Here is a 15,112-nt window from a genome sequence, read left to right on the forward strand (position 1 = left end):
GGGGTTCGACTCCCCTAGGGCGTGCCACTCCCCTCCTGAAAATCATCAGCAAAACAGACAGACCAACCGCTGGTCCTGTTGCAGCATTCCTGCAAAAAGATCGCCCTTCTCAGAGCGATCTTGCGGCATCCAGAATGCGCAGCTGCACGCGGCGGCTGGACTGCCAGTGATCGGCGCTCAGGTTGCCGGCCACATGCACCTGGCTGCCACGCCCGTTGAGCAGCATCTGCCCGAGCGGCGTGTCGGCAGAGCGGAAACTGATGGCATCGATTCGACTGCCATCGACAGCCTCCAGAACCACCTTCACATGCGACGTCCCGACCGTGCGCGAATCGACGATTCGGTGCGACGGCAGCGCAAACACCGGCTGCGAGTGACCCGAACCATAAGGCCCTGCCTGCTCCATGCGGTCGATCAGCTCCAGCGTCGCGCCGGAGGCCGACAGCGCGCCGTCGATCTTCAGCACATGGTTAGCCACCAGCGCCGGCACATCCTTTTCAGCCCGCGCCTCGAAGAATGCCCGCAGCTTGCCGAGATTGGCGCGGTCGACAGTCAGGCCGGCCGCCATGGCGTGGCCACCACCCTTGGCGAGCAGGCCTTCATCAACGGCTGCCCGCACCATCCTGCCCATATCGAAGCCGGGAATGGAGCGGCCAGAGCCGGTTCCGCGACCAGACGGATCGAAGGCGATGGCGAAGGTCGGCCGCTTGAATTTTTCCTTGATGCGGGCAGCGATCAACCCGACAATGCCGGCATGCCAGTTCTGGTTGGCGGTGACGATGACGGAGGCGTTGTCGCCATTGCCGTATTCGGCCAGCACCTCGCCTTCGGCCTCGGCCAGCATGGCGGCTTCCATGGCCTGTCGTTCGCGGTTGAGGTCGTCCAGACGCTCGGCAATGACATCGGCAGCCGGGCCATCGTCCAGCGTCAGCAGACGGCTTCCCAGCGCCGCATCACCGATACGTCCACCGGCATTAATACGCGGCCCAATCAGGAAGCCGAGATGATACGGCGTGACGGGGCCGGCAAGCCCCGCCTTGCGGAAGAGTGCCGCCAGGCCCGCATTGCCCATATGCCGCGCCGCCAGCAGCCCCTTGACCACATAGGCACGGTTCAGCCCCTTGAGTGGCACGACATCGCAGACGGTCGCCAGCGCCACGATATCGAGCCAGGCCAGCAGATCGAGCGAGCCCGCCTGCGGATGTTTTCGCTCGCGCAAGATCCGCGCCGTCGCCACGAGCACGAGGAACACCACGCCGGCGGCACACAGATGCCCCTGCCCCGACAGATCGTCCTCGCGGTTAGGATTGACCAGCGCCAGACATGGCGGCAGATCCTCGCCGAGCTGGTGGTGATCGATCACCACGACATCACATTTTTCATCGCGCGCCACGCCAAGCGATTCGTGGCTTGTGGAGCCGCAGTCGACCGTCACGATCAATTGCGCGCCATTGGCGATCAGCTGGCGGATCGCCGCCGGGTTGGGACCATACCCTTCAAAGATGCGGTCGGGGATGTAGATTTCGCTCGACAGACCAAAATGGTGCAGAAAGCGCGACATCAACGCCGAGGATGATGCGCCGTCGACGTCATAGTCACCGAAGATGGCGACCCGTTCGCCGCGCATGACGGCATCGGCGAGACGTGCCGCCGCCTTCTCGCAGTCGGTCAACGTAAAGGGATCCGGCATCAGGGAGCGGATTGTCGGATCGAGAAAGGCTGGCGCGTCATCGACACCGACACCACGTCCGGCCAGCACGCGGCAGACGAGTTCCGGTATGCCGTGGATCTGCGACATCGCCAGAGCACGGTTGAGGCCGGCCTGATCGAGGCGCGCCATCCAGCGCTGGTCGCTTGCGGATTTCTCTACGCCTAAAAAGGCGCGCGCGATTGGATCAGCGGGTTCGGAGGCGGTCGGCATGATGGGGCTTGGGCTCATGAGAGCCATCTAGCCTATTCCTATGCCAAGCCACAATATTTTCGCGAACAGAACACGACGATGCTGCACACCGTCGCCGATGAGCCCAAAACTGCAATCAGTGAGATTCGACAGGGGTCAGAATAACCAGACAAGGAACGCGATCACCATCGCGAAAAATGCCGGCACGGACAACAGAACCAGAAGAGCCGCCCAATTGCGCGTCCCCTGGAAATCGTCGTCACTTTCGCTTCCCTTCCAGCCATCGAGCAGTCGAATATCAGCAATCCTGTCTGCTGCAGCGCCGACGATCAAACGTGACAGGTCTTCCGCCACACCCAATGACATTTCAGAGAGCCTCCCATACTTAATTTTTTCAATTCTATACACCAGACCCAAATACAAAACCAGCCCAAGGGTTTCACGGGTAAAATATTACCAAAAATAAACTTAATGCATTTCAGGTCCTCAGCAAAAATGCCGCCAGCGGCGGCATCTCATACTTTAGATCCAGACATTCTTTAAGAGTAAACTATCCGTGATCGGATCAGTATATATCAGAATGCTTTGGGTCGCTCGATGCGGATTACCTGCGGTTCTCCGGCTAGATATGTACCGGACTTGATAGCATCAACCGCCTTGCGGATGGATTGTTCCGTTGTCGCATGGGTGACGAGGATGATCGTCTTCGACCCGGAATCCGCTTCCGAACCCTTGGCACGCTGAACGATCGATTCCAGCGAAATGCCGTTATCTGCCATGCGCGTTGCCACATCGGCGAAAACACCGGCACGGTCGAGCACGGTCAGGCGGATGAAATAACCGCCCTCATGGCTCTGCATCTGCGCGCGGGTGTAAGGTGCAAGCGACGCCGCCGGATTGCCGAGAACCGGCACACGCTGGGCACCCGGACGGCTCTTGGCGATATCGGCAATGTCACCGAGAACGGCCGAGGCCGTGGCGTTGCCACCGGCGCCGGGGCCGACCATCAGCAATTCGCCGAGAATGTCGGATTCGATCGCCACCGCATTGGTGACGCCATCCACCTGAGCGATGACGCTGTCATGCGGCACCATGGTGGGATGTACGCGCTGCTCGATACCGGTATCGGTACGAAGGGCTACACCAAGCAGCTTGATGCGATAACCGAGATCGGCCGCCGCCTGAATGTCTTCGATCGAGATGTTGGAAATGCCCTCGAGGTAAATCTCGTCAGCCGCGATCTGCGTACCGAAGGCAAGCGTCGTCAGGATGGCAAGCTTGTGCGCCGTGTCGTTGCCTTCGATATCGAAGGTCGGATCGGCTTCTGCATAACCGAGGCGCTGGGCTTCCTTGAGGCAGGCTTCGAACGAAAGACCTTCCTTCTCCATCCGGGTCAGGATGTAGTTGCAGGTGCCGTTCATGATGCCGTAGACGCGCGACACAGTGTTGCCGGTCAGTGATTCACGCAGCGCCTTGATGACCGGAATACCACCGGCAACGGCGGCTTCGTAGTTCAGCAACGCGCCCTTGTCTTCGGCCATCACGGCAAGCTCGACGCCGCAACGGGCGAGAAGCGCCTTGTTGGCGGTCACCACATGCAGGCCACGCGAGAGTGCGGCACGGACTGACTGGTCAGCGGCGCCCTCGGCACCGCCCATCAGCTCGACGAACACGTCGATATCAGCGGAATTGGCCATGTCGACAGCCGAATCGAACCACTGGATGGCAGACAGATCGACACCGCGGTCACGGCTCTTGTCGCGTGCGCTGACCGCCGTAATCGTAATCGGGCGTCCACATGTCCTGGCGAGCTCGTTTGCACGTTCGCCAAGAATGCGCACCAGGGACGAACCCACGGTGCCAAGACCCGCAATGCCGATTTTGAGGGCGTCAGCCATCTGTCTTTTCCTGATTTTGTTTTAGAAAGGCGGGGTGGCCGGAACTATCATCCGGCCACGGAAGAGAAGTCTACTCAGCGATGCGCGTTGAGCGAGATCACATTGTGCATGGTCTCGTCGGCGGTCGACATGAACTTCTTGATATTGCGGGCAGCCTGACGGATACGGTGCTCGTTTTCAACGAGTGCGAGGCGAACGTAATCGTCGCCCTGCTCGCCGAAACCAATGCCCGGCGCCACGGCCACATCGGCCTTCTCGACCAGCAGCTTGGAGAATTCAAGCGAACCGAGATGGCGGAATTTTTCCGGGATCTTTGCCCAGGCAAACATGGTCGCTGCCGGCGGCGGCACTTCGAAACCGGCCTTGCCAAAAGTATCGACCATCACATCGCGACGACGCTTGTAGACATTGCGAACTTCGGCAATGTCGGTCCCGTCTCCGTTGAGCGCATGCGTTGCCGCGACCTGGATCGGCGTGAACGCACCGTAATCGAGGTATGATTTCACACGCGTCAGCGCGGCGATCAGGCGATCATTGCCGACGGCAAAGCCCATGCGCCATCCGGGCATCGAAAACGTCTTCGACATCGAGGTAAACTCGACGGCGACATCGATAGCACCCGGAACTTCCAGCACCGACGGCGGCGGAGCGTTCTCGTCGAAATAGATTTCCGAATAGGCAAGGTCCGACAGCACGATCAGCTCATGCTTCTTCGCGAACGCGATCACGTCCTTGTAGAAATCCAGCGAGGCGACATGCGCCGTCGGGTTGGACGGATAATTGATGATCAGGGCCAGCGGCTTCGGGATCGAATGCTTGACCGCACGCTCCAGCGGCGGAAAGAAGCTTTCATCCGGCTCGACCGACATCGAGCGGATCACGCCACCGGCCATCAGAAAGCCGAATGCGTGGATCGGATAGGTCGGGTTCGGGCAAAGGATGACATCGCCGGGCGCCGTGATGGCCTGCGCCATGTTGGCAAAGCCTTCCTTCGAGCCGAGCGTAGCCACAACCTGCGTATCAGGATTGAGCTTCACGCCGAAACGGCGTGCGTAATAGGCGGCCTGGGCACGACGCAGACCCGGAATGCCCTTGGACGACGAATAACGGTGCGTGCGCGGGTCCTGAACCACTTCGCACAGCTTGTCGACGATCGCCTTTGGCGTCGGAAGGTCGGGATTGCCCATGCCGAGATCGATAATGTCCGCGCCACCCGCTCGTGCGCTGGCCTTCAAACGGTTGACCTGTTCGAAGACGTAGGGCGGAAGGCGCCGGACCTTATGAAACTCTTCCATGTCTCTCCCCTTGGAAGGATAAAAGCCTTGAACCGCAACCAATGCGGCTCACATCAGGCTGGAGGCGTGCTTTGCGACCAAATTGGCGCAAACGCAAGCCTAGTTGCCCGAGATTTTCGCGTCAGCGTCGGTTACGTGACCGGTTGCGACGGCCTGCAGTTCGGCAACGCGTTTCTGGTACTCCCGCTCCGAGATCGCACCACTGCTGCGCGCCTTCGCCAGTCGCGACATCTGCGATTCCTGCGTGGTATAATCGGCATCGTCGATCTGGGTGTTGGCAGCCGTCAACTGACCGCCAAAAGTCGGATAGGTATTGGTCTGCTTGCGGAGCACCGGCCCTGGCGCCGGAACGTTGCTCGATGAAACCACGGTGGCCTGCGGTGCCGTGTTGGGAATGCCGTCATCCAGCGCAAAGCAGCCGGACAAGCCTGCCGGAATGGCAATCAGGACAGCCACAAAAGACAGTCTGCCGAACCCGTGCCTCATTTTTTCCATTCCCTGCGTCCACCTTTTATCGAAACGTCCGTTGGCGAACGCCAATCGCCGGACTTGTATTCGCTTTCGAGCACCATGTACAAACGAAAACGGACTTTAATTCAACACAGACCGGACGGCCAGCGTGAGCGCAAAAAAAGACCAGACCGGCAGTGAAAAAAGCCAGGCTTTCCCCGGCTTTGATCCCGCGTCCGTGGAAGACTATCTGGTCAAGGATCCGCATGCTCTCGCCATGAACCTCGCCCGCGCCGCCGAAAATTTCGGCAAGGCCGCGACGGAATGGCTGGGGCCGCGCGAACGTGGCGAGCTTGTGGATACGCTCGATCCGCTGACCGATCTCGTCAAAACGCTGTCGAAAGTGGCCGAATACTGGATGGCGGAACCGCAGCGGACGCTGGAAGCGCAGACCCTGCTTCTTTCCAGCTACATGAGCATATGGTCGCGCTCCGTCGCCCGTTTTTCCGGTGAGCCTGTTCCGCCGGAACCCGACCTGCCCAAAGACAAACGATTCGCTGACGAGGACTGGTCGAAAAATCCGTTCTTCGCGGTTTTGCGGCAGGCCTATGTCGTCACCGCCGCGTGGGCCGAACAGCTGGTGAAGCAGGCGCAGGATCTCGACGAACACACCCGCCACAAGGCCGATTTCTATCTGCGTCAGGTAACGGCAGCGCTTTCGCCCGCCAATTTCGCACTCACCAACCCCGAAGTGTTTCGCGAAACGGTCGCCTCGAGCGGCATCAACCTCGTGCAGGGTATGCGCAGGCTGGCCGAGGACATCGCCGCCGGCGGTGGCGAACTGAAGCTGCGACAAACGGATGAAAGCCGCTATGTCATCGGCAAGGATCTGGCGATCACGCCTGGCAAGGTCGTGGCACGCAGCGAGATCTGCGAAATACTCCAATATGCGCCGACCACGGAAAAAGTATTCAAGCGGCCATTGCTGATCGTGCCGCCCTGGATCAACAAGTTCTACATTCTCGACCTGACGCCGCAGAAAAGCTTTATCCGCTGGTGCGTCGAGCAGGGCCACACCGTCTTTGTCGTTTCCTGGGTCAACCCGGATGCGCAGCATGCAAAGATGGGCTGGGAAAGCTACATAGAAGACGGTATCGATTTTGCGCTGAAGACGATCAACAGCGCCACCGGCGAACGCGATATCAATGCCATCGGTTATTGCGTCGGCGGCACATTGCTGGCCACGGCGCTGGCCTTGCATGCCCAGTCCAGCAACAAACCAAGGTCGCGTCAGCCGCGTATCGTTTCCGCCACGTTTCTGGCCGCGCAGGTGGATTTCACTCATGCCGGCGATCTGAAAGTGTTTGTCGACGAGGAACAGCTGGCCATTCTTGAAAAACACATGGCCGATGTCGGTTACCTCGCCGGTTCGAAAATGGCGACGGCCTTCAACATGCTGCGCGCCTCCGAACTGATCTGGCCTTACGTCGTCAGCAACTATCTCAAGGGTCGCGATCCCCTGCCCTTCGACCTGTTGCACTGGAATGCCGATTCGACCCGCATGACACCGGCCAACCACGCCTATTACCTGCGCAGCTGCTATCTCGAAAACGCGCTGAGCCAGGGGCGGATGGAAGTGGCGGGCAAGACGATCGCGCTGTCCGACATCAAGATTCCGGTCTACAGCCTCGCCACCCGCGAGGATCACATCGCGCCGGCAAAATCCGTTTTCAAGGGCAGCGCATTGTTCGGCGGCCCGACCGAATTCGTGCTGGCGGCTTCCGGCCACATCGCCGGCGTGGTCAACCCGCCCGAGCGCCAGAAATATCAATACTGGTCCGGCGCGCCGCTGTCCGGCACGTTCGACGACTGGCTTTCCGCCGCCTATCCCGAAGACGGATCATGGTGGCCACACTGGCACGCCTGGATTACCGCGCAGGACGACGCCCACGTGCCGGCACGCCAACCGGGCGGCGACAAGCTGAAGCCGCTGGGCGATGCGCCCGGCACTTACGTTCTCGTGCGAAGCTAAGCCCTTTCAAAAAATGCATTTTTCCTCACCCCTCGTGCCGGCCACGCTGATCAGCCGCTACAAACGTTTCCTGTTCGACGCCGTGCTGGAAGACGGCCGCACAATCACCGGCTCCTGCCCCAATACCGGCTCGATGCGCGGCCTGACGACACCCGGCTCACGCATCTGGTTGTCAGAGCACGACAGCCCCACCCGCAAATATCGTCACATGTTCGAGATGATCGAAGCAGACGGCACCACAGTCGGCATCAATACCGGCCTGCCCAACAAGCTCGCGGAAGAAGCCATCCTTGCCGGCATCGTGCCCACCCTTGCCGGTTACGATCTGCTGAAGCGCGAACAGAAATACGGGCTGAAATCGCGCATCGATTTTCTGCTGTCGGGCGAAGGGCGGCCGGATTGTTATGTCGAGGTCAAGAACGTGCATTTCATGCGCACACAAGGTCTTGCCGAATTTCCAGACACGGCCACCATACGCGGCGCCCGCCATCTGGACGAGCTCGGCGACATGGCGCAAGCCGGCCACCGCGCTGTGATGCTCTACGTGATCCAGCGCAACGATTGCGATGCCTTGCGCATCTGTGGCGATCTCGACCCGGTTTATGCCGCCGCTTTCAAGCGTGCGGCGGCGCGAGGCGTTGAGGCCTATGCGCTGGCCTGCGAGGTTTCACCGCAAGCGATTACCGCAACGAGACTCATCGAAGTGGAAGATTTGGCCTAACGATCGGCCGCGGCGCGATAGGCAGCGTTTTTGTCGCGTCGGCCAACCGCCACCACCAGCACAACCAGTTGCGCATCCCGCACTTCATAAACCAGCCGGTATCCCGCCGTCCTCAGCTTGATCTTGTACCGATCCCGCGCTCCATGCAGCCTTGCTGATGGCACGCGCGGATTTTCCAATCGCTCGGCCAGCTTCTTCCTGAATTGCTCACGGATATTGGCGTCGAGCTTTCGCCATTCCTTCAAGGCTGGATCGAGAAAGGCCAGTTCATAGCTCATCCAGACTGACCTTGATCACCGGCTCGCCCGCCCTTTCGTCGGCAATCGCATTCAATTCCAGGTCTTCAAGACGGTCCATCATCACCTCATAAGCCTTGGCCGGAATGCAATAGAATGCCGGCTCATTGCGATTGAGGATGGCAACGGGGGCGCCATCGCCAGCGGCAACGGTTCCCATCGGATTGCGCTTCAGTTCCGAAACACTGGCCGTGACCTCGGCAAGGACAATACTGACCATCGCTCTATTCTCCGCACATTTAAGAGCACCTTAAATAGCACTCGAACAAGCGGGATGAAAGTCCTGTCCGGCGATGCGGCCATCAGATTGCCACTACAAATCCGCATCCCCCAAAATCAAGGTAATGGACGAACCCCGCCCACCTCCTTTATGAACGGGTGGAAATGGTATGAAGGCACGGCAATGGTAAGTTACATCGACGCGGATTCCGCACCCTTGAAGAACAACGGCGCGATCCGGCTTTATTCAGCCGAGGATTTCGCTGGCATGCGCAAGGCGTCGCAACTGACCGCGCGCTGCCTCGATGAACTGGCGTCGCTGGTCAAACCCGGCGTTACAACCAGTGCGCTCGACCGTTTCGTCTTCGAATTCGGCATGGATAACGGCGCGCTGCCGGCCACGCTCGGTTATCGCGGCTACAAATATTCCGTCTGCACGTCGCTCAACCATGTCGTCTGTCACGGCATGCCGGATGACAAGCCGTTGCGCGAGGGCGATATAGTCAACATCGACGTCACCTATATTCTCGATGGCTGGTACGGCGATTCGAGCCGCATGTATCCGGTCGGCCAGATCAAGCGCGCCTCCGAGCGGCTGCTGGAAGTCACCCATGAATGTTTGATGCGCGGTATTGCCGCCGTACGCCCCGGCGCCCGTATCGGCGCCATCGGTGAAGCCATCCAGACCTATGCCGAAGCGCAGCGCTGCTCCGTCGTGCGTGATTTCTGCGGCCATGGTGTCGGCAAGATCTTTCACGATACGCCGAACATCCTGCATTACGGCCGCGCCGACGAAGGCCCGGAAATGCGCGAGGGCATGATCTTCACCATCGAGCCGATGATCAATCTCGGCAAGCCGCATGTAAAGGTTCTGGCCGATGGCTGGACCGCCGTCACCCGCGACCGCTCTCTGTCGGCACAATACGAACACGCCGTCGGCGTCACCGCCACCGGCTGCGAAATCTTCACGCTGTCGCCGGGCGGCCTCGATCGCCCCGGCCTGCCACCAATAAAGGGCTGATATGGCTAAACCTCCCGCCTTCCCTTATCCTGACGGTGAAAATTCCGCAGACAAGGCGGAGGCGGACGGAGGTTTTGTCGACGAACGCGGCTTCTTTTCCGAGCAACCGGGCAAGCGCGACAACATCAAGAAAGCCATCGAGGCGAGCGGCGTGACGGAGCCGCCCGCCCATTATCTCGGACACCGGGAACGGCTGCGCGAAAAATACCGCGACCATGGCGACACGTCGCTTGCCGATTATGAAATCCTCGAACTGCTGCTTTTCCGCTCTATCCCGAGACGCGATACAAAACCGCTCGCCAAAATCCTGATCGCGCGGTTCGGCACGCTTGCCGGTGTGCTGGGAGCACCGCTTGGACTGCTGCAGGAGATAAAGGGCATCGGCGAGAATGTGGCGCTGGACCTGAAACTGGTCGCCACAGCCGGCCAGCGCATGCTGAAAAGCGAGCTGCGTGAGAAGCAGGTACTGTCCTCATGGTCGTCGGTGATCGACTACTGTCATGCCGCCATGGCCTTCGAAAGCCGCGAGCAGTTTCGCATCCTCTTCCTCGACAAGCGCAATACCCTGATCGCCGATGAAATCCAGGGCAAGGGCACGGTCGATCACACGCCGGTCTATCCGCGCGAAGTGGTGCGGCGCGCACTGGAACTCTCCGCTACCGCCATGATCCTTGTCCACAACCATCCGAGTGGCGATCCGACACCGTCCCGCGCCGATATCGACATGACCAAAACGATCATCGACACCGCAAAACCGCTCGGCATTGCGGTGCATGACCACATCATCATCGGCAAGGACGGCCATGCCAGCCTCAAGGGTTTGAGGCTGATCTGACCGTCCGCCCGCATATCGTCAGCCGGTGAAATAGGCATCCTGATCGAGATCGACGAGCAGGCCCGGCTGGGTCGGTTTCCATCCAAGCCAGGCTGCGGTCTTTGCACTCGATGTCGGAGAATCCATGCCTGCAAAATGCGTGAACCAGCCGAAATGGCTCGCGGCCTCGTCACCCGATCTTGAGACGACCGGCAGGTTCAGGCGCCTGCCGATGATCTCGGCAATCTGGCGGAACGGAATGCCTTCCTCCGCCGATGCATGATAGCGCGGTTCCGTTGCACCATGCTCCAGCGCCAGCCGATAAACGCGCGCGGCATCGATGCGGTGCACGGCCGGCCAACGGTTCTGACCTTCGCCGATATAGGCGGCAACGCCTTTTTCGCGCGCCAGATTGATCAGCAGGGGCACGAAACCATGGTCGCCGACCCCGTGCACCGATGGCGGCAGGCGGACGATGGCGGCGCGGACGCCACGTTCGGCGGCGGCCGCCGTCGCTTCGTCGGAGGCGGCCCGCGGAATGACGGAGGCGTCCGCATTCGGCAAATCGTCTTCCGTCGATGGCCGGCCAAGCTGCAGAAGCCCGGTGCCCGAGGTCACCAGCAGGGGACGATCCGATCCGGCAAGTTCATCCGCCAGTGCGGTGATCACCCGCCGATCCGCCTCGCAGTTTTCCTTGAATTTGGAAAAATCGTGGTTGAAGCCGGTATGGATGACACCATCCGCCTTTGCCGCACCGGCCCGCAGGCTGGCATGGTCATCCAGCGAACCACGGTGAACCTGCGCACCCGCTGCCTCAAGCTGTATGGCCCCAGCATCGGAACGGGCCAGCCCCAGAACCTCATGTCCGGCATCCAGAAGATCCCGCACGACGGCCGAACCGACAAAACCCGTTGCACCCGTAACAAAGACACGCATATGAAACCTCATGCTCGCTGTTGATCGGCTTCAACTAGAGCCATGGGTCAGGTGTTAAAAGCCGTGACCTTATACCGGTATCACAACTAACAGGCTGACGCTCATGCCCGGAACAGAGACAGTGCAGGACGACAATCTGCTTGGTGACTATCTGCGCGATCGCCGAGCGAAACTCGATCCGGCCGATTTCGGAATTGTCGCTTCGCGCCGGCGCACACCCGGCCTACGCCGCGAAGAAGTCGCCCAGCGCGCCAATGTCAGTGCCACCTGGTATACATGGCTGGAACAGGGTCGTGGTGGCGCACCCTCGGCTGATGTGCTCGATCGGCTGGCCAAGGCGCTGGCGATGAGCGGCGTCGAACGTGACCATCTGTTCCTGCTCGCCCAGCATAGATTGCCGGCGCTGCGGCAACGGCCATTGGAGCCGGTCTCCGCGCAATTGCAGCGCGTTCTCGATTCGATGGAATTTTCGCCGGCACTGGTGCGCACCGCGCTTTGGGATGTCGTTGCCTGGAACGATGCCGCTGCCGCCATTCTCTACGACTATGCGACATTGCCTGCCGAGCAGCGCAACATCCTGAAACTGGTGTTTTGCAATCCCGACAGCCGCAATCGGGCGATCGACTGGGAGACAACTGCCCGCAACGCCGTGGCGGCTTTTCGGGCGGAAGCGATGCGGACCGGCAGCATGCAGGCGGTGCAGGCCATGGTCGAGGAGATGAGTGCTGCCAGCCCGGAATTTGCAGCGATCTGGAGCGATTACGATCTGCAGAACTACGGCGAAGGTCTCAAACGCATGCGCCATGCCGCAGCCGGCGACCTGTCACTCGAATATTCATCCTTCGCCGTCGATGGCAGGCAGGATCTTGGCCTGATGATCTTTACGCCGGCAACGGCCGCTGACGCGGAGCGCATCAGGGCCTTTCTCAGTGAAAAACGGCGGAAGAACTGACCGTCCGGTTACCCCACCTGCACCATATGGCCTTCCGACACTTCGCGATATTCGCGAACCGGCGGCTGGTAATCCATGCCGCGCACCGGGCTTTTCAGTTCTTCATTGGTGATGCCACGGCGAATGCCGCGACGCGCCGGATCCGGCACCGGCACCGCCGCCATCAGCTTCTTTGTATAGGGATGCTGCGGGTTCTCGAACACCGAGGCACGCGGCCCGATCTCGACGATTTCGCCCAGATACATCACGGCGACGCGGTGGCTCACACGTTCGACGACCGCCATATCGTGGCTGATGAACAGGAAAGCGATGTCGAGGCTCTGCTGCAGATCCAGCATCAGATTGCAGACCTGCGCCTTGATCGACACGTCGAGCGCCGACACGCTTTCATCGGCCACGATCACTTTCGGATCGAGCGAGAGCGCGCGGGCAATGGCGATACGCTGGCGCTGGCCGCCGGAAAATTCGTGCGGATAACGATCCGCCATATCCGGCGACAGGCCAACCTTTTCCAGCAGATCGGCGGTCTTTTCCTTGGCCTGTTTGGCGGTGCCGAGCCTGTGCTTGATGAACGGCTCGGAAATCGCCGAGCCGACGCTCATGCGCGGGTTGAGCGACGAGAACGGATCCTGGAAGATCATCTGCACGCTCTTGCGCAACTGCCGCAGCCCGACCGGGTCCAGCCGCATGACGTCGTAACCGTCCAGTGACACTTCGCCGCTGGTGGGCTCGATCAAACGCATGATCGAACGACCGGTTGTGGACTTGCCGCAACCGCTCTCCCCCACCAGCGACAATGTCTCGCCCTTGAACAGGTCGAACGAGACATTTTCCACCGCATGCACCGCGCCGGTCTGGCGCGAAAACAGGCCGGAGCGCACGGGAAAGCGGGTAATGAGGTTCTTGACCGCCAGAAGCGGCGTCTTGCCCTTGCCGACCGTGTCGGACAATTCGATCGGCTCGGCCGCCTCTCCCGTCTTCACATCGACGATCGGAAAACGTGTCGGGCGCTTGCGTCCTTCCATCGATCCGAGTTTCGGTACGGCCGACAAAAGCGCCCGCGTATACGGATGCTGGCCGCGGAGAAAGATGTCTTCGGTGGCGCCGGCTTCGACCTGATCGCCACGAAACATCACGATCGTGCGGTCAGCAATCTCGGCGACGACGCCCATATCGTGGGTGATGAACAGAACGGACATGCCCTCCTCTTCCTGCAGGATCTTGATGAGGTCGAGGATTTGCCCCTGAATGGTGACGTCGAGTGCGGTCGTCGGCTCGTCCGCGATCAGGAGTTTTGGCTTGGAGGCCAATGCCATGGCAATCATCACGCGCTGGCGCATGCCGCCGGAAAACTGGTGCGGATATTCGTCGAAACGCGACGAAGCGTTCGGGATGCGCACCTTTTCCAGCAGCCGCACCGTCTCGGCGCGCGCCTCGCTCTGGTTCATGCCCTTGTGGCGGATGAGAACCTCGGAAATCTGCCGACCGATCGTAAAGATCGGGTTCAACGAGGTCATCGGCTCCTGAAAGATCATCGCGACATCATTGCCGCGCACGCCGCGCATTTCCTTTTCCGAGAGCGCCAGAATGTTCTGGCCGTTCAGCAGAACCTCGCCCTCGATCTTGCTCGAGCCCTGCGCCAGCAGACGCATGATCGACAGCGAGGTGACGGATTTGCCCGAGCCGGATTCACCAACGATGGCGACCGTTTCACCGGCATGCACGTCGAAGGAAATGTCGCGAACGACGGTCTTCCAGCCATCGCCGGTCTTGAACGAGGTGGAGAGATTGCGGACGGACAGAACGGGAGCGTTGGTCATAGGGGCTTCCATGGAGTTGCGAAGGAGGCGGATGGCAGGCCCTTGGCCACGCGTTCCGCTTCCAGCGCCGCAATCTTGCGGTCGATTTCGGTCCGGTCGGTCAGACCGTGAGGATTGTTGCGTGTCGGCATGGTCTCAGCGACATGCAGGAAACGTTCATGCGCAACGGCCAGCAGCCGCCGCAATTCGGCAAGCGGATCGGTATGGTCGTCGGCGCGAATGTCGAGCCAGGGGTAATCCTGATCACGGTAAAGAACGAGCGCTGCCGACTGTTTGCCGCGCTTGTCGCCGCCGGCCTGTTCGCCGGCATCCATGGCATCGAGCAGGCGTTCGGCCAGCGGCTTGCCCGCCCCTTCGCGGTAAACGCGCATCGTCTCTTCGATGACATGCGGCCCGGCCAGCATGTTGCCGGCCACGGACACGCCGTCCTCGACTAGATGCCCGGCCCAGTCGATGCATTTTTCACCGGTGAAGGCGGCATTGCGGCCGTCTCTATCGATCAGATGCATCTGCCGCTGTTGATGGCCATCATCACGCTGCGTCAGTGCGCTGATGATGGCGTCGGGTGCCAAACCCTCCGCCAGCATTTTCAGGCCGTCCGTACCGTAAAGCGGGCTGACAAAAGCCTGCGTGGCGATCGCGCCGATACTGCCGCGGATATGCGGCACGGCCGAACCAACCGAAAAGAACCGGCTGGCAACGGCAATGCCGAAATGACCCGTCTCAGCTTCGCGTGCAACGATCGACCACGTCATGGT

At 60.4% G+C, this 15,112-nt stretch carries 15 protein-coding genes; 5 read left to right on the forward strand and 10 right to left on the reverse strand.

Annotated features, from left to right (window positions below; all coding sequences use genetic code 11):
* Positions 1 to 109: 109 nt before the first annotated feature.
* The 5 genes from recJ to AAIH70_RS00500 all read right to left on the reverse strand — a co-directional run bounded on the left by recJ (position 110) and on the right by AAIH70_RS00500 (position 5,588).
* Entirely contained in the window at positions 110 to 1,939 is a 1,830-nt protein-coding gene (recJ, locus tag AAIH70_RS00480) for a single-stranded-DNA-specific exonuclease RecJ (RefSeq protein ID WP_245519149.1), read from the reverse strand.
* Positions 1,940 to 2,056: 117 nt separating this feature from the next.
* Complete coding sequence (locus tag AAIH70_RS00485) at positions 2,057 to 2,266, reverse strand: hypothetical protein (protein ID WP_132273459.1); 210 nt, start codon at positions 2,264 to 2,266, stop codon at positions 2,057 to 2,059.
* A 209-nt stretch (positions 2,267 to 2,475) separates the two neighbouring features.
* The gene (locus tag AAIH70_RS00490) at positions 2,476 to 3,798 is read right to left on the reverse strand and encodes a homoserine dehydrogenase (protein ID WP_132273458.1); all 1,323 of its coding nucleotides are present in this window, start codon (positions 3,796 to 3,798) and stop codon (positions 2,476 to 2,478) included.
* A gap of 74 nt (positions 3,799 to 3,872) precedes the next feature.
* A complete protein-coding gene (locus AAIH70_RS00495; protein WP_132273457.1) occupies positions 3,873 to 5,093 on the reverse strand; it encodes an LL-diaminopimelate aminotransferase in 1,221 nt (406 codons plus the stop codon).
* 99 nt (positions 5,094 to 5,192) lie between these two features.
* Positions 5,193 to 5,588, reverse strand: coding sequence for a hypothetical protein (locus tag AAIH70_RS00500; protein WP_132273456.1), 396 nt, complete (start codon positions 5,586 to 5,588; stop codon positions 5,193 to 5,195).
* A gap of 124 nt (positions 5,589 to 5,712) precedes the next feature.
* Between AAIH70_RS00500 and AAIH70_RS00505 the strand changes: the two genes are divergently transcribed.
* Entirely contained in the window at positions 5,713 to 7,575 is a 1,863-nt protein-coding gene (locus AAIH70_RS00505; RefSeq protein ID WP_132273455.1) for a PHA/PHB synthase family protein, read from the forward strand.
* Between the two features lie 13 nt (positions 7,576 to 7,588).
* Positions 7,589 to 8,296, forward strand: coding sequence for a DNA/RNA nuclease SfsA (gene sfsA, locus AAIH70_RS00510; protein WP_132273454.1), 708 nt, complete (start codon positions 7,589 to 7,591; stop codon positions 8,294 to 8,296).
* Here the strand turns inward: sfsA and AAIH70_RS00515 are convergent.
* Positions 8,293 to 8,574, reverse strand: coding sequence for a type II toxin-antitoxin system RelE family toxin (locus AAIH70_RS00515; protein WP_132273453.1), 282 nt, complete (start codon positions 8,572 to 8,574; stop codon positions 8,293 to 8,295). The genes sfsA and AAIH70_RS00515 overlap by 4 nt on opposite strands.
* Entirely contained in the window at positions 8,564 to 8,812 is a 249-nt protein-coding gene (locus AAIH70_RS00520; RefSeq protein ID WP_132273452.1) for a type II toxin-antitoxin system Phd/YefM family antitoxin, read from the reverse strand. Before AAIH70_RS00520 ends, AAIH70_RS00515 begins: the two co-directional genes overlap by 11 nt.
* Before the next feature lie 183 nt (positions 8,813 to 8,995).
* On the opposite strand from AAIH70_RS00520, the gene map reads away from it, so the two are divergent.
* The gene (gene map / locus AAIH70_RS00525) at positions 8,996 to 9,832 is read left to right on the forward strand and encodes a type I methionyl aminopeptidase (RefSeq protein ID WP_132273451.1); all 837 of its coding nucleotides are present in this window, start codon (positions 8,996 to 8,998) and stop codon (positions 9,830 to 9,832) included.
* Between the two features lies 1 nt (position 9,833).
* Positions 9,834 to 10,667, forward strand: coding sequence for a RadC family protein (gene radC, locus AAIH70_RS00530; RefSeq protein WP_132273450.1), 834 nt, complete (start codon positions 9,834 to 9,836; stop codon positions 10,665 to 10,667).
* 18 nt (positions 10,668 to 10,685) lie between these two features.
* On the opposite strand, the gene AAIH70_RS00535 is transcribed toward radC, so the two are convergent.
* Positions 10,686 to 11,582: an SDR family oxidoreductase gene (locus AAIH70_RS00535; protein ID WP_132273449.1), complete on the reverse strand. Its 897-nt coding sequence runs from the start codon at positions 11,580 to 11,582 to the stop codon at positions 10,686 to 10,688.
* Between the two features lie 103 nt (positions 11,583 to 11,685).
* Between AAIH70_RS00535 and AAIH70_RS00540 the strand changes: the two genes are divergently transcribed.
* Positions 11,686 to 12,534 carry a helix-turn-helix transcriptional regulator gene (locus AAIH70_RS00540; protein ID WP_132273448.1) on the forward strand — a complete coding sequence of 283 codons (849 nt, stop codon included), beginning with the start codon at positions 11,686 to 11,688 and terminating at the stop codon, positions 12,532 to 12,534.
* Between the two features lie 8 nt (positions 12,535 to 12,542).
* Here the strand turns inward: AAIH70_RS00540 and AAIH70_RS00545 are convergent, their stop codons facing one another.
* Both AAIH70_RS00545 and AAIH70_RS00550 read right to left on the reverse strand, forming a co-directional pair.
* Positions 12,543 to 14,354: an ABC transporter ATP-binding protein gene (locus AAIH70_RS00545; RefSeq protein ID WP_132273447.1), complete on the reverse strand. Its 1,812-nt coding sequence runs from the start codon at positions 14,352 to 14,354 to the stop codon at positions 12,543 to 12,545.
* Positions 14,351 to 15,109, reverse strand: coding sequence for a DUF1028 domain-containing protein (locus AAIH70_RS00550; protein ID WP_430032736.1), 759 nt, complete (start codon positions 15,107 to 15,109; stop codon positions 14,351 to 14,353). The genes AAIH70_RS00545 and AAIH70_RS00550 overlap by 4 nt, the downstream gene beginning before the upstream one ends.
* Positions 15,110 to 15,112 lie beyond the last annotated feature (3 nt).

The organism is Neorhizobium sp. BT27B, assembly GCF_050455485.1.
GTDB lineage: Bacteria > Pseudomonadota > Alphaproteobacteria > Rhizobiales > Rhizobiaceae > Neorhizobium.

Coding starts and splice junctions, on each gene's coding strand:
- radC (WP_132273450.1), top strand. CDS start 9,834: ATGGCTAAACCTCCCGCCTTCCCTTATCCTGACGGTGAAAATTCCGCA.
- AAIH70_RS00520 (WP_132273452.1), bottom strand. CDS start 8,812: ATGGTCAGTATTGTCCTTGCCGAGGTCACGGCCAGTGTTTCGGAACTG.
- AAIH70_RS00495 (WP_132273457.1), bottom strand. CDS start 5,093: ATGGAAGAGTTTCATAAGGTCCGGCGCCTTCCGCCCTACGTCTTCGAA.
- map (WP_132273451.1), top strand. CDS start 8,996: ATGGTAAGTTACATCGACGCGGATTCCGCACCCTTGAAGAACAACGGC.
- AAIH70_RS00490 (WP_132273458.1), bottom strand. CDS start 3,798: ATGGCTGACGCCCTCAAAATCGGCATTGCGGGTCTTGGCACCGTGGGT.
- AAIH70_RS00515 (WP_132273453.1), bottom strand. CDS start 8,574: ATGAGCTATGAACTGGCCTTTCTCGATCCAGCCTTGAAGGAATGGCGA.
- AAIH70_RS00540 (WP_132273448.1), top strand. CDS start 11,686: ATGCCCGGAACAGAGACAGTGCAGGACGACAATCTGCTTGGTGACTAT.
- AAIH70_RS00545 (WP_132273447.1), bottom strand. CDS start 14,354: ATGACCAACGCTCCCGTTCTGTCCGTCCGCAATCTCTCCACCTCGTTC.
- AAIH70_RS00550 (WP_430032736.1), bottom strand. CDS start 15,109: ATGACGTGGTCGATCGTTGCACGCGAAGCTGAGACGGGTCATTTCGGC.
- recJ (WP_245519149.1), bottom strand. CDS start 1,939: ATGAGCCCAAGCCCCATCATGCCGACCGCCTCCGAACCCGCTGATCCA.
- AAIH70_RS00500 (WP_132273456.1), bottom strand. CDS start 5,588: ATGGAAAAAATGAGGCACGGGTTCGGCAGACTGTCTTTTGTGGCTGTC.
- AAIH70_RS00535 (WP_132273449.1), bottom strand. CDS start 11,582: ATGCGTGTCTTTGTTACGGGTGCAACGGGTTTTGTCGGTTCGGCCGTC.
- sfsA (WP_132273454.1), top strand. CDS start 7,589: ATGCATTTTTCCTCACCCCTCGTGCCGGCCACGCTGATCAGCCGCTAC.
- AAIH70_RS00485 (WP_132273459.1), bottom strand. CDS start 2,266: ATGTCATTGGGTGTGGCGGAAGACCTGTCACGTTTGATCGTCGGCGCT.